Source organism: Lunatimonas salinarum (genome assembly GCF_017811155.1).
Taxonomy (GTDB): Bacteria; Bacteroidota; Bacteroidia; order Cytophagales; family Cyclobacteriaceae; genus Lunatimonas; species Lunatimonas salinarum.
This window is the reverse complement of sequence record NZ_JACVCV010000011.1, coordinates 99,581-122,397: the sequence shown is the minus strand read 5'-3', so window position 1 is coordinate 122,397 and position 22,817 is coordinate 99,581. Positions and strand designations below refer to the sequence as shown.

Sequence of the window (22,817 nt, the reverse complement as noted above, 5' to 3'; positions counted from 1 at the left end):
TTAGATTTGACCAACTAATCGTTTTCGAATATGAATAAGAGAATCAAAACCGTAGATAATGTTGATTTCAAGGGAAAGAAGGCACTCATCCGGGTTGACTTCAATGTCCCCTTGGACAGTAACTTCCAAGTGACTGACGACACCCGTATCGTGGCTGCCGTTCCTACCATAAAAAAGATCCTTAAGGATGGTGGATCTGCCATATTAATGTCCCATTTGGGGAGACCAAAAGGAGGGCCGGAGGATAAATTTTCCTTGAGACATATTGTGGTGGAGCTTAATAAGGCGTTGGGGCTAAAAGTAAAAGTGGCCTCCGACTGCATAGGTACTGAGGTCACCCAGCTTGCAGCAGGGCTCAATCCCGGTGAGGTCCTATTACTTGAAAACCTGCGATTTTACAAAGAAGAGGAAAAGGGAGACGAAGGATTCGCAGAAAAGCTTTCCAAACTTGGTGATATCTATGTAAACGATGCATTTGGTACCGCCCATAGGGCTCATGCTTCTACCGCTGTAATTGCCAAGTTTTTCAATGACAAGGCGGCCGGATATTTGCTTCAGGCGGAACTTGAAAATGCCGATAAGGTAATGAGTAGTGCTGAACGTCCTTTTACTGCCATTATGGGCGGAGCAAAGATTTCTGACAAAATATTGATTATCGAACGTCTTTTGGATAAGGTGGATAACCTGATCATCGGTGGAGGGATGTCTTATACATTTGCCAAAGCCCTAGGCGGTACCATCGGTGACTCCCTGTTGGAGGCGGATAAGATGGATTTGGCATTGGAACTAATGGAAAAGGCCAAAGCCAAAGGAGTGAATTTGGTGCTGCCATTGGATACGGTTACGTCTAAGGCCTTTGCCAATGACGCAGAGCAGGGATTGGCTCAGCGAGGCCAAATACCAGACGGTTGGATGGGACTTGACATAGGGCCCGAGACTGCTGCCTCTTTTGGGGAGATCATCCGAAATTCCAAAACCATTCTCTGGAACGGTCCCATGGGTGTCTTTGAGATGAGCAGTTTTCAACAGGGCACTAAAGCAGTAGCCGAGGCAATCGCAGACGCAACGCAAGCAGGCGCCTTTTCACTCATTGGAGGAGGTGATTCTGCCGCGGCTGTAAATATATTCGGCTATGGAGATAAAGTCTCTTATGTATCCACGGGAGGCGGTGCCCTTTTGGAGCTGATGGAAGGCAAAGAACTTCCTGGTGTTACCGCACTCGAACCGTAATTTATTTGATCGCATACACCTAGACCTCGCTTTTTTAGCGGGGTCTATTCTCTTTTACCTTATCTCGGGTTTTTCCAATTTTTTAAAATGATATCGTTAATTTTATCGTTATAGTGTGGAGTTTTAGAGATGTCAATAGAAGTCAGTCAACTGTCAAAATCCTACGGTACCCAGAAAGCCTTGGATAACGTAACCTTTCAAGCAAAGCCAGGTCAAATTCTGGGCTTCTTGGGTCCCAATGGGGCTGGTAAATCCACGACCATGAAGATAGCTACGGGCTATTTGGCAGCGGATCAGGGAGACGTAATGATCAAGGGGGTGTCGGTAAAAAAGCATCCAAAGGTCGTCAGCAGGATGATAGGCTACTTGCCTGAACATAACCCGCTTTACTTGGATATGTACGTTCCTGAATTTCTTCGATTTATAGGAGGACTTTATGGGGTGGAACGGAGGTATTTGGAGAGCCGGGTACGTCATGTAATGGAACGCTGCGGTCTTTTGCCGGAAGGAACCAAGAAAATCAGCCAATTATCCAAGGGTTACCGGCAGCGTGTGGGATTGGCCAAGGCACTGGTTCACGATCCGGATATCATCATTTTGGATGAACCGACTACCGGGCTGGATCCAAACCAACTGGTAGAAATCCGGAAACTAATCCGGGAAATCGGACAGGAGAAAACGTTGGTATTAAGTACGCACATCATGCAGGAGGTGGAGGCGATCTGTGAAAAGGTCGTAATCATCCACAAAGGTCAGGTTGTAGCGCAGGATCTGCTTCATCATTTGATTACTTCCGGAAAGGGAGAAAGCCTTGTTTTTGAGACCGAGGAGACGCTGGATCATACCTGGTTTCAACATTTGCCCATAAGAGAGATAAGGGAATTATCGGCCAATCGATTTTTATTGGTGCCAGCTCCGGGTACCCAAGACTTACGAAAGCAAGTGCTGGGATTGATAGCGGAAAAGGGTCTTTCGTTGGTTGAAATAAAGCAGCAATCCCAAAGTTTGGAGACGGTTTTTCACGAATTAACCCAACGTAAATGAAGAGTCTTTTCTGGCGGGAGATAAATGCCTTTTTTAATAACCTCAGTGGTTACATCGTATTGGTGCTTTTTTTGGTTTCTATTGGGATGATCGTATGGGTGTTTCCGGGTACCAGCGTGATTGAATACGGCTATGCCGATCTGGAATCGCTGTTTTCCTATACCCCATTGGTTATGGTTTTTTTGATTCCAGCCATTACGATGCGTATGATTGCGGAGGAGAAAAAGACGGGAACTTGGGAAATCTTGATGACTACCCCACTTAAGGGATATCAGATAGTGCTTGCCAAATACTTGGCCTCCTTGGTGCTTGTTTTGTTGGCACTTTTGCCTACGTTGGTGTACTATTATAGTGTTTACCAACTGGGCGATCCGGTAGGGAATATAGATTCGGCGGCATTTTTCGGGTCTTATATTGGGCTTCTCCTTATCAGTGCCTCCTTTGCGGCCGTAGGGATGTTCAGTTCGGCCCTTTCGGACAATCAAATTGTGGCTTTCGTGATAGGTGTTTTCATCAGTTTTCTTCTTTATGTAGGGATCGCCTCCCTGGCGGCACTTGGTTCCGGGAGTTGGGCGCTATTTTGGGAAGAGATATCCCTCAGTTACCATTACGAAAGCATGAGTAGAGGGGTGATTGTCTCGCAAAATGTCTTTTATTTTCTAGGTTTAATTATTTCGCTGTTGGCATTAACGTGGGGAGTGGTGGAAAGGAAATGATGCAAAAGATGAATAATATCGCGCGCACTATTTTGGTCATCGTCTTGACCTGGCTACTGGCATTTGGACTCGGGGAGACTGTACGGTTCCGTTGGGATCTGACGGAGGAAAAGCGCTTTTCCGTGGCGGAGGCTACCAGGGAGGTGCTGTCCGCTCTGGATGAACCCTTGGAGGTGGAGATTTTGCTCACCGGAGATTTGCCCGGTGGCATGCGCCGCTTTCAAAAGGCTATCGAAGAAACGGTGAAGACCTTCGATGCATTCAGTGCGACACCCATTCGGTTTTTTTACCAGAATCCGCTGGAGTTGCCGGCGGATATTCAGCAGGAATATATCCTGGCTTTGGCGGATTATGGCATTACGCCCACCAACCTCTTCGCTTCCCAACAGGGAGGTCAAACGTCCCGGTTGATATTTCCGGGAGTTGTGGTGCGAAACGAAGAATTTGAGGTGGGAGCGTTATTGCTCAAGGGAGAAAAAGGCATGTCTCCCGATGAAATCCTCAACCTTTCGATCGAAAACCTGGAGTTTGAGTTGGGCCAGGCAATTAAGCGGCTGGTTGCGAAGTATCAGCGGTCGGTAGGATTGGTGATGGGGCACGGTGAAATGGCCCTAGATGACGGATTTGGACTGGTGGAGGCCCTTAACGATGATTTTGAAGTTTATAAAGTTCCTTTGGAGCAGGCGACTAACGTAGAGGATCTGTTGGATTTTGAAGCGCTAATCATTGCAGGGCCCCAAGAGCCGTTTGATGAACGTGAAAAGTACTTGCTGGATCAGTACCTCATGTATGGTGGCAATCTGTTGTTTTTTATCGATCAGATGGCGGTAGACCTTGCGGATGCAGGAGGGGATGGAACCGTGGCAATGCCTTTCGACTCAGGCTTGGATGATCTGCTGTTTCGGTATGGCATTCGAATCAATAGAGACCTAATCCAAGACCTCAATTTTGGCTATCACCCGGTTGTCTCAGGGGAATTTGGGGATCAGTCCCAGATAGTACCGTTGCCTTGGCCATTTTATGTCATGGCAGGCCGTATGGCTAGCCACCCGATTACCAAAGGGTTGGATCAGGTGCAATTTCGTTTCGTTAGCAGTCTGGACACCGTGAAGGCGGAAGGTGTACGGAAAATCCCCCTGATTTTTTCTTCGGACTATGCCCGTCGCCTTCAGGCACCTGTCAGGGTGGCATTTGAGGACATGGTGCAAGAACCCGATATGGCAGCATTCGACCTATCAAGACTTCCAATGGCCTACTTACTTGAAGGAACCTTTACCTCCTATTTTAAAAATCGCTTCTTGCCTGAAGGTTTCGAACAGGCAGCGCTACTGGAACGTGGTGACAAGGGCAGGGTACTGGTGGTCGGAGATGGAGGCTTTGTGAAAAGTTTGATGAACCCTGTCAGCAAGGAGCCACTTCCACTGGGAGAGGATCCATTTGCCGAAGCCCCATTAGCAAACCGGGCTTTTTTGCAGCATGCGCTGCAATTCCTTTCCGATCCGGACGGCATTATCGCCTCTCGCACAAAGCACTATCAGATTCGGCCCCTAAACCGCGTCAAATCGGTTAATCAGCGTTTTTTTTGGCAATTCATCAATGTAGCATTGCCGGTAGCCATGGTGGTCATTTTCGGATTTAGCCGATATTTCATTAGGAAGCGGCGGTATGAACATACCATACACGAATAATACGCCTCGGTATAGGTTGGAAAAACTTTCGAAGGAATATTACGATGAACAAGGCCATTACTGATTTTATTTTTAAATTTACCCTGTTAAAAGTTGCGGTAAAAAAAATGCCGGTAGGATACTGGATAAATCACCGCGATTCCGTTATTTTGGCAGCCAGAAAATAGCTACCTTGCCCAGTTCTAACGGTCTTTGATGACCAAAAATATAAATCACATCCAAATGAAATTTATTGTTTCTTCTTCTTCGCTTTTAAAGCAACTGTCCTCAATAAACGGGGTGGTTACCACGAACCCCGTAGTACCCATCTTGGAAAATTTTCTTTTTGAAATTAAGGATAGCAAACTTACCGTCACCGCTTCTGATTTGCAGACGTCCATGATCACGGATATAGAAGTAGAAGCTAAAGAGGATGGAAATATTGCCGTTCCTGCCAAGATATTGATCGAGACCTTAAAGAATCTGCCTGAGCAGCCTGTGACATTCAGTATTGACAAGGAAACCTATAGCATTGAAATCAGTTCAGACAATGGTCGTTATAAGTTGGCCGGAGAAAATGCGACTGATTTTCCAAAAATACCGGTCGTAAGCAACGCAACTACGGTCGATATGTCCACGGAGGTGTTGAGCAGTGCCATCAATAATACGATTTTTGCAACGAGCGGGGATGAATTGAGACCCGCGATGACCGGGGTTTACGTTAACCTTAGTGACACAAACACCACTTTTGTGGCCACCGATGGTCACCGACTAATCCGGTATCGCCGAGTGGATATAGTTTCCTCTGAAGGGGCCAGTATTATCATCCCTCGCAAGGCGCTCAATCTACTCAAAGCAACCCTTCCTTCGGATAATGTGCCTGTCAGCGTGGAATTTAACAGTTCCAATGCCTACTTCAAGTTCAACAATATCAAGATGATCTGTAGGCTCATTGACGAGCGATTCCCCGATTATGAGAATGTGATCCCCTTGGATAACAATAACGACATGACGATTGATAGGCTGGAATTTTTGGGCTCACTTCGTCGGATTTCCATTTATGCCAACAAGACTACCCACCAAGTGAGGCTCAAACTGACGGGTAGCGAACTGCAGATCTCAGCAGAGGATCTGGACTTCTCCAATGAAGCCAATGAACGCTTAAGCTGCGTGCACGAGGGGGAGGACATCGAGATCGGTTTTAACGCTAAGTTTTTGGTAGAAATGCTGAACAATATCAATTCCAGGGAGATTACCTTGAAGTTCAGTGCGCCAAATCGTGCGGGACTGATCACCCCATCGGATATGAAAGACAACGAAGACATCCTGATGCTGGTGATGCCAGTTATGCTGAGCAATTACGTATAAAACCTATTTTGCCCGGCTGCCAGCCGACACCCCATTTTTCCTCCTCCAGGCGCTTGTTTGGGGGAGGTTTTTGTTTTAGTCATTTTTAAATTAAGAAATTAGGTGTATCTTGCTGTATGCGATTCATCTGGTTATCTATTTTTCTGACAATAGCGTGCGCCAAGCCCAGCGACCGGGAGTATGTGGCAGAATTGCCTGTGGAATTGATGTTGGTTCCGGTAGATAGCATTGAAATTCCGTTTATAGGTAAGCCAGTTGTTCATGATATAAATCCCGGAGCACGACGCATTCTATTTATGGACCACAGGGAATTGGGTGAGGAAATTTATGTAGTCGATTTTGAGGGTAATATATTGCATTCCTATACCAAGTTTGGAGATGTGCCAGACAGATATGGGGTACTGATGGCGCCTTTAACCTTCGTGGACAACCATCATTTTTTAGCGTATGGGTTCGTAGGTTTTAATACCTATGAATTGTCAGGAAGGCTTGTCAATTCAACAAAGGAAGACAATATGGAGCCCCACGTTTTTGCCCAACGGGTTTTTGGTAAAAGTTTTGCCAAACATGGCGACCGCTTATTATATTTTGACCAAGGGTCACGGACTAGAGAAAACGAGGGACCTGCAAGCTACGCAGCAATGCACTTACTTAAGTGGCTTGATCCATCAACTGGAAAAAGGAGACTTTTGCCAACTTCCCAAATGGGAGCTTGTTTAAAAACGGCAATTACTTTCCCTTTGGATCATGGTTGCCTGCTTTCTGTATTTCAGACGGATTCATTTATGTTGCCTTCGGGATTGAACCTGTGGTTTATTTATATGATGTTGATCCACCGCATGAGCTGATTTCTCAGTTTAAACCCTCGCTAAAGGACTATCATTACTTCCAAGGTGGTGAAAATGCCAAGGTAGGAACCGATATTGGATTTTTTTTATTGGGCGGAAAAATTGAAAGTATCGTCCGTTTTAACGAATTTCTCCTAATCTCGTATTTCCCGGGATATAGTCCTGCGGACGTAAGCGCATTTCAGTAGAATATGGGTGTTGAGGAGCGCATTGTACTGAGAGAGCGCATGGACGAAAAATATAAACGACGCCTATGGATAGGTGACCTGGAGGGTAACACTTTGGGTGATTTTGTCCCCGAGGTTTTTCAAGCCAATAATATAGGTGTTCGTGAGGGGGAATTGTTTGCCGTTGGAGCGGAAAATCCAGATATAGAGGAAGATATACTCCGTATATACCGGCTGGATATTGCAGAATCAACATTTCGGGATTTTGAATAGTAAGCTTCGGGTCCTAGAGCAGCATGATATCATCCCTCCTGAATTTTTGAATATTGGGTTGCTTTTCCTAGTTTCGGATCAAACTCACAGCTATTTATAACAACTTGCCCATGCCAACCAATATTCGTCTGATGACTGCCGAAGACCTAGATGCCGCCATGGAACTCAAAGATGCAGAGGGCTGGAACCAAACCAGGGATGATTGGGATCTATTTCTACGTATGGCTCCAGCGAGTTGTTTGGTAGCCGTGGAGGATGACAAGGTGGTCGGAACAGTCGCGGGCATCAACTATACAAATCGGGTTGCATGGATAGGTATGATGCTGGTGAACCGCTCCTACAGAGGTCAGGGTATCAGTAAAATGCTGATGAAAGCAGTGATCCAATCGCTTAACAGGGTAGCCTCTGTTAAGTTGGATGCCACACCGGCGGGGTTTCCTGTATACCGACAGCTTGGATTTGAAGAGGAATATACGCTACTGAGGATGGTGGCCACTTCGCCTGAAGTGCCAGACGATTGGAAGACGGGAGTCAGTAAGGAACGCGTGAAGAAGCTGGATGTGTCGCACATGAGCGACATTCACGACTTAGACAAGGAGGTTTTTGGCGCAGACCGCACCGACGTATTGTTGCACAACCTCCGTAGCCTGCCACCATTGGCCCTCGGAATTGTGGACGCCACCGGTAGAATCAGCGGCTACCAAATGGCCAGAAAAGGGACCCGCTATGTGCATCTGGGGCCTTTGGTTGCCAATGACGATGCCACTGCCAAGTTACTGCTCGCGCATTCCATGGAGAAATGCAGCGACGTATCCTGGGTGATCGACGTTCCCAAGAAGAAACAAGGCTGGGTCTCTTGGCTCGAATCTTGTGGGTTCCATGTGCAGCGGGAACTGTTTCGTATGTACCTAAAAGGGAACGGTCATCCGGGAGATACATCCCGTTTATATGCCATCTGTGGCCCTGAATTGGGGTGAGATTATCCATTTTAAAATTTAAAAAATTTGGTTTGATCAGATTGTACAAATTATTCTATTTTAGTGATTGCAATGGCCGTGGGGGAGACAGCCTATGGTCAGATTTTGAACATTGAGCGTCTGCGCATGGAGAAGGATACGGCCAGGCATTTTCAGTTTAAAACAACCTTTGGTCTCAATGTCTATAACCGCAGTGCGGGCGTGGATGACCCGGTCAATCTCTTCGGGTATAACCTCGATGTAAATGCGATTTATTATCCCAACGAACATGCGTACGTGTTTGTGTCAAACTTTGGTTACCTCAAGATCAACGATGAGGACTTTTTGAATTTCGGATTCGTTCATAGCCGGGTAAACTTCCTGCGCGACAGAAAAGGTCAATTATGAGGTATATGGACAGTATTCATTCGATAATTTCCGTGGCCTTGATCCCCGGTTGTTAATGGGAGGGTCGGTTCGATTGAATGCAGTCAAGACCGAACGGCTTACTTTCATTGTGGGGGTCGGTGGCCTACAAGAATGGGAGACCTGGCAGCATCCCTATTTGGATGAGATCAGGCAGGTAAGTTTGCTCAAAAGTTCGAATTATTTTTCGTTACGTGCGACGGTCAACGAGTTTGTCGATGTGAATTTGGTGAACTATTACCAAATAGGTTACGATCGTTCCATCTCGGATTTTCGGCAGCGAATAAATAGCTCCACGATTATCAACACCAAGATCACCGACCGGTTTTCGATCACCAATTCTTTTGACATCAGCTACGAAAACCGTCCCATTGTGCCGGTCACGAATGTTATTTTCGCCTTCAAAACCGGCTTGTCGCTGGATTTTTAACCCTCAAATAATCAAATGGCTACGCCTTTTGTTGGTTAAATTCCAAATCGCTAAGCGCTTCATTTCGATTAATTTTATAACTTGCGGTGATGGAAAATTTTGTAGTCTCTGCCAGGAAATACAGGCCCTCCGATTTTAAGAGTGTCGTGGGGCAGCAGCATATTACCACTACGCTTAAGAATGCCATTAAAAACGACCATTTGGCCCAGGCATTCCTGTTTTGTGGGCCAAGGGGTGTCGGAAAGACCACCTGCGCGCGTATCCTTGCCAAGACCATAAATTGCGAGAACCGTACCTCGGATTTTGAAGCCTGCGATCAATGTGACTCCTGCCTCTCGTTCAAAGCAAATGGCTCATTCAATGTACACGAGCTGGACGCTGCTTCAAACAACTCGGTGGAGGATATCAGGAACCTTGTGGAGCAGGTTCGGTATGCACCTCAAAAGGGCCGCTTCAAAGTGTATATTATTGATGAGGTGCACATGCTTTCCAATCAGGCCTTCAATGCCTTTTTGAAGACCTTGGAGGAGCCCCCAAAGTATGCGATTTTCATACTGGCTACGACCGAGAAACACAAGATCATTCCCACCATCCTTTCCCGCTGTCAGATTTTTGACTTCAATAGGATTCAGATAAGTGATATTGCGGACCACCTCAAATACATCGCGGAGAAAGAGGGGATCGAACACGAAGAGGAGGCACTGAGGCTCATAGCCACCAAAGCAGATGGTGCGCTCCGCGATGCACTTTCCATCTTTGATTTGATCGTAACCTTCTCGGACGGCAAAAAGCTTACCTACCAGGAGACCATCAACAACCTGCACATCCTTGATTACGATTATTACTTTAAAGTCACCGATGCATTGTTGGACGAAAGTATTTCCTCAGCCCTGTTGATTTTTGATGAAATCCTTAAAAAGGGGTTTGACGGGCATAACTTTTTGGTGGGATTAGCCGAGCATTTTCGTGAACTGATGGTCTGCAAGGACCCTTCTACCCTACATTTGCTGCAGGTATCAGAAGGTGCCAAGCAGCGGTATAAAGAGCAAGCAGAAAAAACCTCGCTTTCTTTTTTGCTCACTGCGCTGAATATGTCAAACCAAGCCGACTATTCTTATAAAGGCAGCAAGAATCAACGGTTGCATGTCGAGTTATTGCTGATGAAATTGGCGCATCTGCCCAGCACCATTTCACTTGCGGCGCTTGCAAAGGAGGAGTCAAAAAAAAAAGCTTAGCGCCTAGTCCACAACAGTCCTCCGCCGTCGCGTATCCGGCAGTAGACACAGTCTCTTCTCCTGTAGTAAAGAAGACTCCGGCAATTCCTTCAAGTCTTCGGCAGGTAACGAATCAAGTCAAGGAAAGACCGATTCCGACCCTTGTAGCGCCTAAGGAAGTGGAGAAAACAATAGCGGAAGAGGTAAGTCAGCACCTAGGGCATCTCGAACAGGCGTCAGTGCAAGCGGTCTTGGAGGAAATTATCACGGATTACAAGGAGGCCCATAAAAACATGGAAGTGGCCGTGATGCGTCAGCCTTTTGAGATTCGGGAAGAAGCCATTCACTTTTTGCTCTCGGGAGAGCTCCAAAAGGATATCTTTTTGAAATGTAAGCCGGAGTTAACCGGGTTATTTAGAAAGAAGCTGTCTCATGCTCGCGTGGAAGTGACCTACGAAGTAAAGGAAGAGGCGCAGGACCAATCCAGAAATCTATACACGTCGACTGATAAGTTTAGGTATTTGCTGGAAAAATCTCCGATGCTCAAAGCATTGAAATCCCGGTTTGATTTGGAAACCGATTTTTGACTTTATTGGCTGGTGGGCACTAAAAATCAATCCCTACACCAAAATTAATAAGGTTTTGTAGCTGTATTGCCCGCCTTGCCGTCCCGTCCTCTTGTTGGATAAACACCCGTTCGTCGTATATCAATACGGTTTCGATTCGGGTGGTGATGAAACGATTTACTTTCATGGAGATAATGGAATTGAAGTTGACTACCATGTTTCCCAAGCGATCGTAATTGGAGAAGAGGTTGAGGTCTGCCTTCCACCGGATATTTTCCATTAGCTGTGTGTCTATCGAAGAAGCGAGGGAGATCCCTGCTTCTGCGCGTACGTTCTCGCCCGGTATGACTCCAAAGGCACCCGCCCTGCTTAGTGAGTCATCCATCACGACTGTAAATCGACCCGTAAAAGGGGAGATAATGGCAGAAAACTTGTTGTTTTTCTTATATTCTTTTTGGTAGTTAAGGCCTGTTGAGGATTGGATATATCCCGGGCTGAGCAGGTCCGAAATCCGTGTACGGCTATCTTGTTCAGCCCCAGCCGGCCTGAAATACCGAAAGCCACGTAGCAATTGCGTCCGTGCGTCAATCTGGGTGGACAAGTACATGCTTTTGGAAATTTCCCGTCCGTATTTGCTTATGAAGATAAAGTTGTCATTGGTTTTTCTGGTAGGATAAGCCCTTCCTGTTTGCCGGTTCAGTCCGTAGTTCACCGTCAATCTCGTGTCCCAGATTTTGTCATCTTTCTTATAGTTAGCAAAGAGCAACAGGCCGGTGTTCAATGCAGAGGAACTCGCACCCCCCGCAGACCAATTGCTCAGAGCGACTTGTTGGATGCTAAGGTTAAAGTTGCCACCTTTTTTCCAATAGATTTCTTTCACGATAGGGGCAAAGATCAGGGAGTCTCCACGCATGATAAGCGTGTCTCCACTAATGATCACCGTGTCGGCCCTGCTTAGGTTCCCCGTGTCTTGTGCATGAAGTTTCCCACTAATGCATCCAAATACTACAAAAAGTGCGGTTATTCGAAAAAAATATTTCATCTGTCTATAATTGATTTTTCAAAGGTCACATGGAATCTCGCATGTTTGCCCCGATAGCTATCGGGGCATCCCAGTGTGTGTCGCTTGCGTCATGCTCGATTCATCTGTTTATAATTTGCTCTTTGGCGGGAGTATTCAATCTTAAAGATAGTATAATTGCCATGCAGTGAACAGCTAGCCGTTATTATGCATTGTATTTCAAGACTTCCTTTCTAAAGATGGTTGGGTTAAATGATGTACTTTCACTATGCCGTTATTTTCGGATAACTATCTTTTGCCCCACTTTCAGGAGATTGTCCTCGCCGATCAAATTCCAATCCCGGAGTTGGGAAACGCTCACCTGGTGTTTGCGGGCTATCGCATACAATGTGTCCCCCGGTTCTACCACATGTTCGAATACCCTCGGCGGGGCAGTTGGAGTGGAGGCTGTGACCGATTTATCAGGTAGTCTGACGGTGTTCTGCGAAGGATTATTGGATGTTGCTGTGTCATCGTTACGTTCGGGATCAGCCTTTCGTACGTTAGCTTGAACCGGAGAGGCTGTCCGTATGGAAGGTGATACCAGCTGTATTTTTTCACCACGCTTTCGATAATCTCGGAGTTTGAGTATCATGCCGGGCTGTAGGTCACTATCCTTATAAATCCGGTTTTTTGCCTTAAGGGAATGCATCCTAATACCGTGTATTTGAGAGATCTTCCAAAGCGTCTCACCCGGCTGCACTACGTGCTCGGCAGCTTCGGCCTTGCCTTTTTTTCGTTTGGTGTAGTAGTATTGGCCTTCCTGGATTGGATCAGACTTCCCCAAGTCATTGAGCTTACGAAGCTTTCGCTCCTTCATATCCACCTGTTGTGCTAGCTTTTCTATGGACCCACTGTTTACGGCCAAAACGGCTTGGATGCCGTTTACACTGACTTGTCCGCGCTGCGTAGCGTTTGAGGTGTTGCCCGTGATCTTTGGGTAGGCAGAATAGGAGCTGACCTGGACCAGCTCCTGACCTGCTCCCACGGGAGGGAGGTCCGTCTGAATAGCAGGTCTCGCCGGTACGATTCCTTTTTGGATGTAAGTGACCACATAGGTTTTGTCGCCGGGAATGTGCCCAGTTGGTGCCCACTTATTGTATTCCTTCAAGTGGTTTTCGCTAACACCGAGTTGTTTCGCCACCTGGGCGAGTGTGGTGGGGCCTTTGACCGCATACTCGTGCAGGAAATCACCATTGCTAACTAGTCTGCCTGTTTGTCCTTCGAAGGCAATCTTGTGGGCCAGATATTTCTTTAGGTACCAATAGGAGTTTCGATCAATATCCATCGTGCGTTTGCCCTTGTACTGCTCTCCAAAATAGGCCCTTGCACCTCCCAGTCCCATTTGATAGGAAACCAGGGCGGTAGCCCAGTTATTCAGGTGATTTTGGTGCTTTTTAAGGTATAATGCGGCACCTCTAGTCGAGGACACGATGTTTTTGCGCTCATCTACCTCATGGTCTACCCGCATGAACACTTCCTCAGCGGTCCCTTTTTTGAATTGCCAGAACCCGACGGCATTGGAAGTGGATACGGCGTCCGAAATAAGACTGCTTTCCTGAATCACCAAGTACTTCATGTCATCGGGGACTCCTTGTTCTTTCAGCACACGCTCCACAATTGGCAGATAGAGATTTACTCGGTCCAGTTTGACCTGAAAGTAATTAGGGTTTCGGTATAGGGCATTCACGTCTGCCTGAATCTCTCGCTTTGCCTGTTCGTTGAGGCGTAGGGTCATGTCCGCAAAGTAGATCACAGAAGGAACCTCGGGTGCTTGAGCCCAAACAAGACTAGGGCTAAAAAATATTAGCAGGATATATAGGATGTTCAATTTTCTCATGCCCATTCAATTATCTTTTTCTAGCCATCATTATGCCATCCCGAATCGGTAAAATGACGTTTTCAACCCGGGGATCGTCTTGCACTTTTTGGTTAAATTCCAAAATTGCAGCGGTGTCTTTGTCCAACTTTTTGCGGTTGGATTCCAAGACCTTGCCCGACCATAAAATATTGTCTGCGAAGATAACTCCGCCTGGATTTAGCCTATCAATTACCAGATCGTAATACCGGCTATAATTTATTTTGTCGGCATCAATAAACACCATGTCAAAGTTACCGCAAATTTCTGGAATTAATTCAAGGGCATTCCCGATGCGGTAATCGATTTTATCGTTTAAACCGGATTGACGGAAGAATCCCCGCACCATGTCTTCCAGTTCTGCATTGATGTCTAAAGTAATCAGGTTCGCACCGTTTTCCAGTCCCCTGGCCATGCAGATGGCTGCGTATCCGGTAAAAGTGCCTATTTCCAGCACATGCTTTGGCTTTAGCATTTTTACCTGCAGCTCTAAAAATTTGCCCTGAACCGGACCGGAAAGCATACGGGGCTTTAAAACTTTCAGGTTGGTTTGTCTGGTGATGTGAGTCAATACCGCATCTTCATTTTCGGTATGGGCTAAACAGTACTGAAACAGTGCGTCCTCTATCATAGCAAATCAGCTTTGGGCAGGTAGGTAAGGAAGCTAAATTGATCCTCGTCGTATACTTCCTTTGCCAGATCCTGCAGTTCCTCCGAAGTGGCGGATTTGATCACCGAAAAGATGTTTTCCAATGGCTCGATGTAGCCTTTGTCCAAAAGCGTCTTGCCATACACCAACATCAGGCCGGGATAGTTTTCTTCTGCCATGGCCATTTGTCCGATAGTCTGTTCTTTGGCCATGTGAAGTTGCAAGGTGCCAAGTTTTCTATCTCGGATACGTTTTAGCTCGCGCATGACAATTTTACGGGCCTTGGCGGCTGCCGGTTCTTCAGTGCCGTAAAAAATCCCAATAAACCCGGCGTCGGTATACGCCTGGTAGACAGACTCGATGCTGTAAGCCAATCCGTGTTTTTCCCTCAACGCCATGTTTAGCCTGGAGTTCATACTTGGTCCGCCCAGAATGTTATTAAGCAGAAATAACTTGTACCTATTCGGGTCATTTATTCCGCTGGTAGGTTTTCCCAAGGCGCAGTGGGCCTGAGTGATTTCTTTGTAAGTGGTTGTTATCTTCGGGGTGTATCCGTTTACCGGTTTCCGTTGGTATGAGATGTGCTTAGCTGGAATGCTGGCAAGAAAGGGAATTAGGGTTGCGAGCACCTTTTTGAAGCTGATGTTGCCTACCACCGAAAAGATGATTTTCGAGGTGTCCATCCGGTTTTGGATGAAATTTACGAAATGTTGTTGGGTGAACTGTTTTACTGACTCTTCTGTCCCAAGGATGTTGTTGCCTAGGCTATGCCCGGGAAAGAGGATTTCGTCAAAGTCGTCTTGAATAGCGTCGTCCGGCGAGTCCCGGTACATCGACATTTCTTCTAAAATGACCTGCCGTTCTTTTTCAATTTGCTTCGGGGGGAAGATGCTATTGAAGGTGATGTCACAGAGCAATTCGCCCGCCTTGCCGAAATGCTCTTTCAGCACGCTCGCGTAAAAGCAGAGTTTTTCTTTGGTTGTATAGGCATTGAGTTCTCCGCCCAAGGAATCGAGGCGGTTAATGATGTGAAACGCCTTTCGTTTATGGGTGCCTTTGAAAGCCATATGCTCCCAAAAATGCGCCAATCCTATTTGATCTTCCTCCTCGTCTCTGCTTCCAATGTCTAGAATAAATCCGCAATGCACCATCCTGGTATGGGTAACCTCTTGGTGAACAATCCGGATTCCGTTTACTAATTCCCTGATTTGATATGACATTCCAATCTGATTCACTTCCAAAGAACAAAAATAGCAGCATTATTCGGGAATGCATGAGGGGATTTTTAGGAATGTGATAAATTCGTTTTTGCGGGTAAGACATGGGTACTTTGGGATGAATCCAATCCGGTGCTTACTTTGCAAACCGCCGCTCCTATTGGGAAAAATTGCCTAATTTTGACCTTTGCTAAACCACACAAATAAGTACAAAGAGATTCTTTTGATTGTTATGCGATACCAAACACTACCAAAAAGCCTGTACATCCGAAACCGGGAGAAGTTGATCAAAAAGCTTCCCAAGCATGCTCTTGCCATCTTCCATGCCAATGATATACTCCCTACCAATGCAGACGGAACCATGCGATTCCGTCAGAACAACGACCTCTTTTACCTTACAGGAATAGATCAGGAGGAGACGATTTTGGTATTGTGTCCTGATTTTCCAAAAAGGGAATATCGGGAGGTATTGTTTGTCCGGAAGACGGACGAGCATATTGCAGTCTGGGAAGGCCATAAACTTACCAAGGAGGAGGCGATCGAATGCTCCGGCGTAGGAAGGGTGGAATGGACTGACAGGTTTGATAATATATTGCCCATGCTGATGGCGTTGAGTGAAGAAGTGTTTCTGAATACGAACGAACACCTTAGGGCCAGTGTACAAGTAGAAACGAGGGATGCCCGTTTTATCAACTACTGCCGGGATCGATATCCGTTGCATACCTACCGACGTGTAGCTCCGCTGATGCATCAGCTGAGGGCGGTCAAAGAGCCTGAGGAACTTGCTCAATTGCAGCTTGCATGCGATATCACCGAGGCAGGATTTCGGCGCATACTTCAATTTGTCAAGCCGGGAGTGAAAGAGTTTGAGTTGGAGGCAGAGTTTTTACACGAGTTTGTGAGAAGGGGTAGCAAGGGGTTTGCCTATGAACCGATTATCGCATCAGGATCCAACGCCTGCGTGCTTCATTACATTGACAACGATCAGGTGTGTAGGGATGGTGACCTGATTTTGTTTGATGTTGGAGCAGAATATGGAAACTATAATGCCGATATGACGCGTACTATCCCGGTGAATGGTAAATTCACCAAGCGCCAAAGGGAAGTATATGATGCGGTGTTACGGGTACAGCGTACTGCTTTTGACATGTTACGTCCGGGAGTGATCATTCAGGACTATCATCAGGAGATGGGATTGGTCATGCAGGCGGAATTGAAAAGTTTGGGATTGATTTCAACGCAGGATATCGAATCTCAAGACCCCCAATGGCCCGCGTATAAAAAGTACTTTATGCACGGAACCTCCCACCATCTAGGGTTGGATGTTCACGATGTAGGCACGATCTATGACCCCATACAGGAAGGCATGGTTTTTACGGTTGAACCAGGGATTTATATTCCGGAGGAGGGTTTTGGTATTCGTCTGGAAAATAATATTGTCATTCAACGGGACGGTTATTTGGATCTAATGAAGCATATACCCATTGAGGCAGAAGAAATCGAAGCGTTGATGCAGGCAGGCAACTGATTCTCGAGTGCAAATCCGAATTAAACCGCTTAAGGAAGATAGGTAATCTGCAAATCGATTAGTTCCTCTGCACTTAACCAAGTACCCATTTCTTGCAAATAGCTACTTGCATAGGCATCTTGGCCAATTCTTCGGCTAAATTTGACAAGCTCTAGCCATAGCAATGGATCTCGGTTAAACCTTGTTGCATCGTGCAGAAGATTGTAGGCGTCAATCGGATTTTCGGTATTCCTCGCTTCGGCCATCACAAGTGGCGTGCAGTAGGCATTTGCATGCCCATTTTCCATTTTCTGGGGAAAAAGAGGGTTTAGGGTTCCGTCTGATAGCGGAATGCCCGCTTGAAACCGGGAAACAAGCGACTGGACGTGGGCACTTTGTTCCTCATCATAGTAGGATGCTAAGATTTGTTGTATTTCTTCAAACTCCTCATTTACAAACCAATGGGATTTGCGAACCAATAGTTCGGTTGCGTAAAGTGCATGAAGTCGTTTGTCCTTTATTGCTTGCAGCGGCTTCCATGCGGCTTCTTTTGTTGTTGCAAGCAGGTTTGATAATCCCTTTACGAAGGTTACTGTATCGTTTTCCACTAGTTGGCCGTCGTCGTTCCATCGCATCCACTTTGGGAATGGGAGTGCATATTTTTGGGCAAGACGGGCAGCTTCATCCTGTAATCCACCAAAATACAATACGGGCAACATGTCTGTTTCGATTTTTGAGAAGCCACTGCTTTCCGCCTGGACCATTGACTTGGCGGCATTGATGAAATCGGTCTGTCCGGCATATATTTTTGCCTGCATCGAAAGATAAAAGCCGGCACTTCCTGCATAGTTTCCAGAAAGGCTTCCTAGTGTGTTCAGAACATCGTTTGTTTTTCCTGCCCGGTAATTCCGGATTACTTGCGTTTCCAATAGTTCAGCAGCAACAGTCGGGGTAAGTTCCTGGTTTAGCAAGGCGTTTAAGATTCCAAGGTCTCTAGGAAGGCTGTCTTTCACTTCATTACACCATTGGTTTCTTAGTACCGCCCGGTTGATCAGTGACGATACGCGCAAGGTGTCTGTAGGAAGATCAAATGGAGCGGAAGCACCGGAGAGGTTGTAATTCGCTAGGCGGTTAATCATTCCGGGTAAGTTGTCTTTCAGGTCTTGATCTTCCCAATTTAAGCCATGCATCGCAACTAGCGCCTGCAGATTTGCGTCGCGCGTCTGGGTTTTTTCATCCATGCGTTTCAAGAGCTCCAACGCATCAAGTGGTTGTCGGAGATCACTTTTTAGCACAGCGAGGTTGTTTAAGAGATAAGGGTTCTCTGGGAAGTATGTTAGGCCTTCTTGCAGGTAGAAGATGGCTTCTGAGTTTTTGGACGATTGATAAAGACGTGAGGAAAGTAATACAATGTTATGCACCGTGGGCCGCTCGTCAAAGCTTCGCATGAGTACCTGTGTGGCTGGAGTTGGTTGCCTTTCTTTGAAATAGTAATGGGCTACGGCATTAAGGGTTTTTGGGTTGTTGCGGTAGCGATCAAAGCTGTGCTCATATAGAATGGCCGCCTCCCGCTCTCTGCCGATGGCCTGATAATAGTCAGCTGATAGGTTGGTGGAGGCAGCAGTTATTTGAGCAAGTACGATACCATCCGAGTAGATGGCCAGTACCACCACACTTAGTAATGCCCCTAGCCTCATGTGGTAGTAAGGAAAGAAGGGCGGACGGTACATGATCTTGTGAATAGCGGTTCCTGAATTTATCACGCTGAGGAAGTTGGCGATTAGGTAAAGGAAGAAAAGTATTCCAAAGCCAAGCTGCGTGTACAGTAGGAGGTGTTTGAGCAAGTCCTCCATGGGTGTATTGGCGGTGAGGTCTGCTTTTAGCCACACCATAGAGCTGATTGCAAATCCAATCAGGTAAATTCCTTTGCCTATCAGGGGAAGGCCGTAGGGTTGGCTTAATTGCCGAATTTTTTGGTTAGTCTCCCAAAAACCCAAAATGCCGACAACAATAAAAAGTAAAAAAACCGGAGGGAGTGGAAAAGAAGTGCTAATCTCACCCCTCACCTGTAAAAATAACAAGGTTACAAGAGCAAGATAGGCGATGGACAAGGATAAAAAGTGCCAGAAGATTTTTATTCCTATTCCCTGATTGAGTTTGGCAAGAAGCACATAAACCGAACCGATAACGGAGTGACCGATATAAACCAAAAAAAGGGCTGAAATCCCCAAAGCAGTCAGGCTGCTAGTTTCCGCCAAAAGCAGGGTAGGAGCAGGTATTGGAGAGAGGTATATGAGTGTAAACCAAGTGATCAGGGAAAATAAAAGGATAATGGCAGTGCGATTCTCCAGTGTGGTATTTGGGAAAAACGTATGGATCAACACCGCGGGTAATAGCAGCCCACTTAATGCAATCAATAGGCCTGAATTTTGACCCAACATGGTAAGGTTTAGGTCATTGACTCCGGATATAAGCAGCAGGAAAATTGCGACAACCATCCCTCCAATAAAAGGGAATCGGTTAAATCCGCTTACCAGCACAATCCCCAAAGAAAACAAGACTGAAACCAAAAGCCAAATTATCTGGGTTTCTCTGGGGAAACTCAAGGGCTTGAGTGACTCGAAAACCTGAAAAAGGAGGTAGTTTTGGGTGTGCAGTGTAAATTCCCCAAATCCTAAGGAAATTGTCTCCAGGGGAATATCTACCATTTCACCGGTTATTCCCGGAACGAGAGGCAACGCACCAAAAGGGAACCACAGCTTTATCCCGATCAACCCAATGCATCCCAAACCTGCTATAATAGCAGGGACGTATACAAACAGTGTTGAAAAAATATGCTTCAATATCGAAGGCTTCATTATTCCAATACCTTGGGAACCCTGAAGTAATCGGAGTCCCGCTGCGGAGCGTTTTTCAGGCCTTTTTCATGGTCTAGGTGAATTCCCACAGTATCTTCTCGCAAAACGTTTTCCTCGGATGACATCGTGGTGATAGGATCTATGTTACGGGTGTCTACCTCGTTCAGTTTTTCTACCCAATCCAGAATTTGTGTCATATCAGCCGTCATTTTTTCTGCACTTGCTTCATCAAATTCAAGTCTAGCAAGGTGGGCTATTTTTCGCAAGGTATCAATGTCTATCTTCATTTCTATGTAATTGTTTTTTAATGTTCAGAACCTCTCACGTACCGACCTGTCTAGATACCTGCCTTACGGCTTGGTTTATATAGTGTTGCGTGGGTCGTGCGCGGTTTCATGGATACTTTGTATATAGCAAGCTATTTTGGGGTAATCTACCAGAAAATGATCCCGCTTTAGCCTGTTGTATCAATCTGTATCTCTTTTAGACCAGGTTTTCGGGAAACTACCGGTTTGCTTGATTAACCATTTTCAAGCCCAAGAGGAGATAATTCACCCATTTCAGTATTGTCTTTCAATAGTTGATTCTGAATGGTTTGGTAACATCGTTCTTTAAGCAAATTCACCGTTTTTGAGTCGGCATCCTGTACGATTACCGGTGGATGTATCACCACTTTGGCTGTTTTGTGGCGGAGTAAAAACCTGCCGTCATCGGGCAAAATTAAGTGATTATAGGATAAGGTGATAGGAATTAGGGGAATTTGTTTATCTACGGCAATTTTAAATGCGCCATCTTTAAACCGGGCCAATAGGGGCGGTTGAGGGCTATTGATGCCTCCTTCTGGAAAAATAACCACACTGGCCCCGTCATCGATGACTTCTTTGGCTTTGGCAATGGAAGCACCTCTACTTTTAAGGCTATTCCGATCCACGGCAATATGTAGATTTTTAAACATGTAGCCAAATAGAGGGACCTTTCCAAGTGAGGCTTTTCCCACAAAGACCAAATCGAAGGGTATCAGTCCCAATACCGGGATATCGAGGTAGGAGAAGTGATTGGATACAATCACATATTGTTGGTTTGGGTCTAGGTGTTTCAAGTTTTCAAACTTGACCCGTATGAGTAGGCAACCAAAAAACACTTTGGACCAAAGGCGGTTTAGCTTTCTACCGTATTTTCTCAGCCGGGGGACTTCGATCGTAAGCACGAATATCGGTAGCAAGATCAAAAAGGTGCCAAAAAAAACACATGTTCCATATATTGAATATATCCGCTGAAATACTGGCATGGACAAGCAGAAGTTTACTGAATTTACCTGGTTTTTTTGTTAATCTACGAACCTTACCAGGTAGGGTTGGAACTACTACGTTTCTGGGTTGATTTTTTTTACCCTAAGGGAAGTGCCTTCGGCGCTGATAATTTTTATCCTGTCGCCTTTTTCTATGAATTCTCCTCTTGAATACGCATCGTATATTTCATCGTCAATCCGTACTTTTCCACTGGGCATTAGCCGTGTGTGGGCCAATCCTTCCTTTCCGACTAATTCGTCGGAATAGGTCGTAGCGGTATATCCCTCCGCACGCTGTTGCGTACTTGCCAGGGACAGGGTGGTAAAGGCCTTCCATTCATTTACCTTGGGCATAAGTGTGAATAGCAGGATAGTGGCAATGATCGCGGCCAATAGGACTGTCAGCAAAGAGGCGAATAGCTTTCCGGAAGCAACGAAGGTAAAGTCAAATAGATCGTTAGGAATCATCCCGAGTGTAAGACCGGTTAGAATTCCCAGAATCCCCAGGACTCCAAAAATGCCAAAACCCGGAACCACAAATATTTCGATCAGCAAGAACACCACTCCTACGATAAAGACGGCGATTTCCCAGTTAGCGGCAAGCCCAGTGAGGTAGTAGGGGATGAAGTATAGGATAATTGCAATTACGCTGGCAAGCAGTGGAAAGCCAATGCCTGGAGTTTGTAGCTCGAAATAAATTCCAGCAAATATTACCAAAATCAAAAAGCCACTTACCACTGGGTTTAAAAAGAGGGAAATCACATCTTCCACCGAAGAGGGTTCGTAATAAATGAGTTCGTGGTTTTCCCATCCGATATGTTCTAGCAAATCAGGGATAGAAGCTACCTGTGCTTCGCAAAAATTATTTGTGATGGCTTCGGATACGGTGAATGTGATAACTTCCCCGGCTTTGGAGATTCCTTCGATTTCCAGTTTTTCATCCACCATACCTTCGGCAATACGTGGATCCCTGCCCCTGGCTTCGGCGGTACTCCGCATCATAGAGCGCATGTACGATTGGTATTTGTCCGGTGCGGCTTCGCCCGAACCACCCATGACCACGGTGGCGGCACCAATACTTGCTCCAGGAGCCATGTAAATGCTATCGCAGGCGATGGAAATCAGTGCGCCGGCAGAAGCGGCGTCTTTATCTATAAATGAATAAACGGGTATAGTAGATTCTAAGATTCGTGTACGGATATCATCTGCATCTGTTACCGCCCCACCGTAAGTATCCAAGTGAATAATGATTAGGTCTGCCTTCTGATTTTTGGCCTCTTCCATCGCCAACCGTACTTTTCGGTTGGTTCTAGGGTCTATGTCGCTCTTTAGTTCAAAAACAAAAACCTTTTTTGTATTTCTTTCATCTTCGTTGGCGTAGGTTAGGCTTGTTGCTAGGAGACTAAAAATAAACGCCGTGAGTAAGGAAAGATGTATTTTCATGGGTATCGTAATTTGAAGGTCAATATACAGAT

At 46.0% G+C, this 22,817-nt stretch carries 21 protein-coding genes; 13 read left to right on the top strand and 8 right to left on the bottom strand.

Going from position 1 to position 22,817, the window contains the following annotated elements; all coding sequences use genetic code 11:
- The first annotated feature begins 30 nt into the window (after positions 1-30).
- The 12 genes from IAQ59_RS14505 (at position 31) to IAQ59_RS14455 (ending at position 10,926) form a co-directional block, all read left to right on the top strand.
- The gene (locus tag IAQ59_RS14505; protein ID WP_209331549.1) at positions 31-1,230 is read left to right on the top strand and encodes a phosphoglycerate kinase; all 1,200 of its coding nucleotides are present in this window, start codon (positions 31-33) and stop codon (positions 1,228-1,230) included.
- A gap of 129 nt (positions 1,231-1,359) precedes the next feature.
- Positions 1,360-2,274 (top strand): gliding motility-associated ABC transporter ATP-binding subunit GldA, encoded by a 915-nt coding sequence (gldA, locus tag IAQ59_RS14500; RefSeq protein WP_209331548.1) that lies wholly within the window; start codon positions 1,360-1,362, stop codon positions 2,272-2,274.
- Positions 2,271-2,990, top strand: a complete 720-nt coding sequence (gldF, locus tag IAQ59_RS14495; RefSeq protein WP_209331547.1) for a gliding motility-associated ABC transporter permease subunit GldF — start codon at positions 2,271-2,273, stop codon at positions 2,988-2,990. The genes gldA and gldF overlap by 4 nt, the downstream gene beginning before the upstream one ends.
- 8 nt (positions 2,991-2,998) lie before the next feature.
- The gene (gene gldG / locus IAQ59_RS14490) at positions 2,999-4,678 is read left to right on the top strand and encodes a gliding motility-associated ABC transporter substrate-binding protein GldG (protein WP_245189614.1); all 1,680 of its coding nucleotides are present in this window, start codon (positions 2,999-3,001) and stop codon (positions 4,676-4,678) included.
- Between the two features lie 222 nt (positions 4,679-4,900).
- Positions 4,901-6,025, top strand: coding sequence for a DNA polymerase III subunit beta (gene dnaN / locus IAQ59_RS14485; RefSeq protein ID WP_209331545.1), 1,125 nt, complete (start codon positions 4,901-4,903; stop codon positions 6,023-6,025).
- Between the two features lie 197 nt (positions 6,026-6,222).
- Positions 6,223-6,873: a hypothetical protein gene (locus IAQ59_RS14480; RefSeq protein ID WP_209331544.1), complete on the top strand. Its 651-nt coding sequence runs from the start codon at positions 6,223-6,225 to the stop codon at positions 6,871-6,873.
- Positions 6,874-7,064: 191 nt separating this feature from the next.
- Positions 7,065-7,313 carry a hypothetical protein gene (locus tag IAQ59_RS14475; RefSeq protein ID WP_209331543.1) on the top strand — a complete coding sequence of 83 codons (249 nt, stop codon included), beginning with the start codon at positions 7,065-7,067 and terminating at the stop codon, positions 7,311-7,313.
- Positions 7,314-7,423: 110 nt separating this feature from the next.
- Positions 7,424-8,290: a GNAT family N-acetyltransferase gene (locus IAQ59_RS14470; protein ID WP_209331542.1), complete on the top strand. Its 867-nt coding sequence runs from the start codon at positions 7,424-7,426 to the stop codon at positions 8,288-8,290.
- A gap of 63 nt (positions 8,291-8,353) precedes the next feature.
- A complete protein-coding gene (locus tag IAQ59_RS22390) occupies positions 8,354-8,677 on the top strand; it encodes a hypothetical protein (protein ID WP_245189613.1) in 324 nt (107 codons plus the stop codon).
- Positions 8,678-8,732: 55 nt separating this feature from the next.
- The gene (locus tag IAQ59_RS22385) at positions 8,733-9,125 is read left to right on the top strand and encodes a hypothetical protein (RefSeq protein WP_342450709.1); all 393 of its coding nucleotides are present in this window, start codon (positions 8,733-8,735) and stop codon (positions 9,123-9,125) included.
- Between the two features lie 89 nt (positions 9,126-9,214).
- A complete protein-coding gene (locus tag IAQ59_RS14460; RefSeq protein ID WP_209331541.1) occupies positions 9,215-10,360 on the top strand; it encodes a DNA polymerase III subunit gamma/tau in 1,146 nt (381 codons plus the stop codon).
- A gap of 158 nt (positions 10,361-10,518) precedes the next feature.
- Positions 10,519-10,926 (top strand): hypothetical protein, encoded by a 408-nt coding sequence (locus tag IAQ59_RS14455; RefSeq protein ID WP_209331540.1) that lies wholly within the window; start codon positions 10,519-10,521, stop codon positions 10,924-10,926.
- Positions 10,927-10,945: 19 nt separating this feature from the next.
- On the opposite strand, the gene IAQ59_RS14450 is transcribed toward IAQ59_RS14455, so the two are convergent.
- The 4 genes from IAQ59_RS14450 to IAQ59_RS14435 form a co-directional block, all read right to left on the bottom strand.
- On the bottom strand, positions 10,946-11,947 hold the full coding sequence (locus tag IAQ59_RS14450; RefSeq protein ID WP_245189612.1) for a DUF3078 domain-containing protein: 1,002 nt from the start codon (positions 11,945-11,947) through the stop codon (positions 10,946-10,948).
- A 253-nt stretch (positions 11,948-12,200) separates the two neighbouring features.
- Positions 12,201-13,805: a LysM peptidoglycan-binding domain-containing protein gene (locus IAQ59_RS14445; RefSeq protein WP_209331539.1), complete on the bottom strand. Its 1,605-nt coding sequence runs from the start codon at positions 13,803-13,805 to the stop codon at positions 12,201-12,203.
- A gap of 10 nt (positions 13,806-13,815) precedes the next feature.
- Entirely contained in the window at positions 13,816-14,454 is a 639-nt protein-coding gene (locus tag IAQ59_RS14440) for an O-methyltransferase (RefSeq protein WP_209331538.1), read from the bottom strand.
- Positions 14,451-15,692: a M16 family metallopeptidase gene (locus IAQ59_RS14435; protein WP_209331537.1), complete on the bottom strand. Its 1,242-nt coding sequence runs from the start codon at positions 15,690-15,692 to the stop codon at positions 14,451-14,453. The genes IAQ59_RS14440 and IAQ59_RS14435 overlap by 4 nt, the downstream gene beginning before the upstream one ends.
- Before the next feature lie 229 nt (positions 15,693-15,921).
- On the opposite strand from IAQ59_RS14435, the gene IAQ59_RS14430 reads away from it, so the two are divergent.
- Positions 15,922-17,217, top strand: a complete 1,296-nt coding sequence (locus IAQ59_RS14430) for an aminopeptidase P family protein (RefSeq protein WP_209331536.1) — start codon at positions 15,922-15,924, stop codon at positions 17,215-17,217.
- Positions 17,218-17,246: 29 nt separating this feature from the next.
- Here the strand turns inward: IAQ59_RS14430 and IAQ59_RS14425 are convergent, their stop codons facing one another.
- The 4 genes from IAQ59_RS14425 to IAQ59_RS14410 all read right to left on the bottom strand — a co-directional run bounded on the left by IAQ59_RS14425 (position 17,247) and on the right by IAQ59_RS14410 (position 22,785).
- Entirely contained in the window at positions 17,247-20,054 is a 2,808-nt protein-coding gene (locus tag IAQ59_RS14425; RefSeq protein WP_209331535.1) for a tetratricopeptide repeat protein, read from the bottom strand.
- Positions 20,054-20,341: an Asp-tRNA(Asn)/Glu-tRNA(Gln) amidotransferase subunit GatC gene (gatC, locus tag IAQ59_RS14420; protein ID WP_209331534.1), complete on the bottom strand. Its 288-nt coding sequence runs from the start codon at positions 20,339-20,341 to the stop codon at positions 20,054-20,056. Before gatC ends, IAQ59_RS14425 begins: the two co-directional genes overlap by 1 nt.
- Positions 20,342-20,574: 233 nt before the next feature.
- Positions 20,575-21,342, bottom strand: coding sequence for a lysophospholipid acyltransferase family protein (locus IAQ59_RS14415; protein WP_209331533.1), 768 nt, complete (start codon positions 21,340-21,342; stop codon positions 20,575-20,577).
- A gap of 75 nt (positions 21,343-21,417) precedes the next feature.
- Positions 21,418-22,785, bottom strand: coding sequence for an NfeD family protein (locus IAQ59_RS14410; protein WP_209331532.1), 1,368 nt, complete (start codon positions 22,783-22,785; stop codon positions 21,418-21,420).
- Between the last annotated feature and the right edge of the window lie 32 nt (positions 22,786-22,817).

Bases quoted from the DNA above. Each gene is read 5' to 3' on its own strand.
- gldA (WP_209331548.1), top strand. From the start codon at position 1,360: ATGTCAATAGAAGTCAGTCAACTGTCAAAATCCTACGGTACCCAGAAA.
- gldG (WP_245189614.1), top strand. From the start codon at position 2,999: ATGAATAATATCGCGCGCACTATTTTGGTCATCGTCTTGACCTGGCTA.
- IAQ59_RS14410 (WP_209331532.1), bottom strand. From the start codon at position 22,785: ATGAAAATACATCTTTCCTTACTCACGGCGTTTATTTTTAGTCTCCTA.
- IAQ59_RS14425 (WP_209331535.1), bottom strand. From the start codon at position 20,054: ATGAAGCCTTCGATATTGAAGCATATTTTTTCAACACTGTTTGTATAC.
- IAQ59_RS14415 (WP_209331533.1), bottom strand. From the start codon at position 21,342: ATGCCAGTATTTCAGCGGATATATTCAATATATGGAACATGTGTTTTT.
- IAQ59_RS14435 (WP_209331537.1), bottom strand. From the start codon at position 15,692: ATGTCATATCAAATCAGGGAATTAGTAAACGGAATCCGGATTGTTCAC.
- IAQ59_RS14470 (WP_209331542.1), top strand. From the start codon at position 7,424: ATGCCAACCAATATTCGTCTGATGACTGCCGAAGACCTAGATGCCGCC.
- IAQ59_RS14440 (WP_209331538.1), bottom strand. From the start codon at position 14,454: ATGATAGAGGACGCACTGTTTCAGTACTGTTTAGCCCATACCGAAAAT.
- IAQ59_RS22385 (WP_342450709.1), top strand. From the start codon at position 8,733: ATGGGAGGGTCGGTTCGATTGAATGCAGTCAAGACCGAACGGCTTACT.
- IAQ59_RS14445 (WP_209331539.1), bottom strand. From the start codon at position 13,805: ATGAGAAAATTGAACATCCTATATATCCTGCTAATATTTTTTAGCCCT.
- gldF (WP_209331547.1), top strand. From the start codon at position 2,271: ATGAAGAGTCTTTTCTGGCGGGAGATAAATGCCTTTTTTAATAACCTC.
- dnaN (WP_209331545.1), top strand. From the start codon at position 4,901: ATGAAATTTATTGTTTCTTCTTCTTCGCTTTTAAAGCAACTGTCCTCA.
- IAQ59_RS14450 (WP_245189612.1), bottom strand. From the start codon at position 11,947: ATGAAATATTTTTTTCGAATAACCGCACTTTTTGTAGTATTTGGATGC.
- IAQ59_RS14430 (WP_209331536.1), top strand. From the start codon at position 15,922: ATGCGATACCAAACACTACCAAAAAGCCTGTACATCCGAAACCGGGAG.
- IAQ59_RS14460 (WP_209331541.1), top strand. From the start codon at position 9,215: ATGGAAAATTTTGTAGTCTCTGCCAGGAAATACAGGCCCTCCGATTTT.
- IAQ59_RS14505 (WP_209331549.1), top strand. From the start codon at position 31: ATGAATAAGAGAATCAAAACCGTAGATAATGTTGATTTCAAGGGAAAG.
- IAQ59_RS14475 (WP_209331543.1), top strand. From the start codon at position 7,065: ATGGGTGTTGAGGAGCGCATTGTACTGAGAGAGCGCATGGACGAAAAA.
- gatC (WP_209331534.1), bottom strand. From the start codon at position 20,341: ATGAAGATAGACATTGATACCTTGCGAAAAATAGCCCACCTTGCTAGA.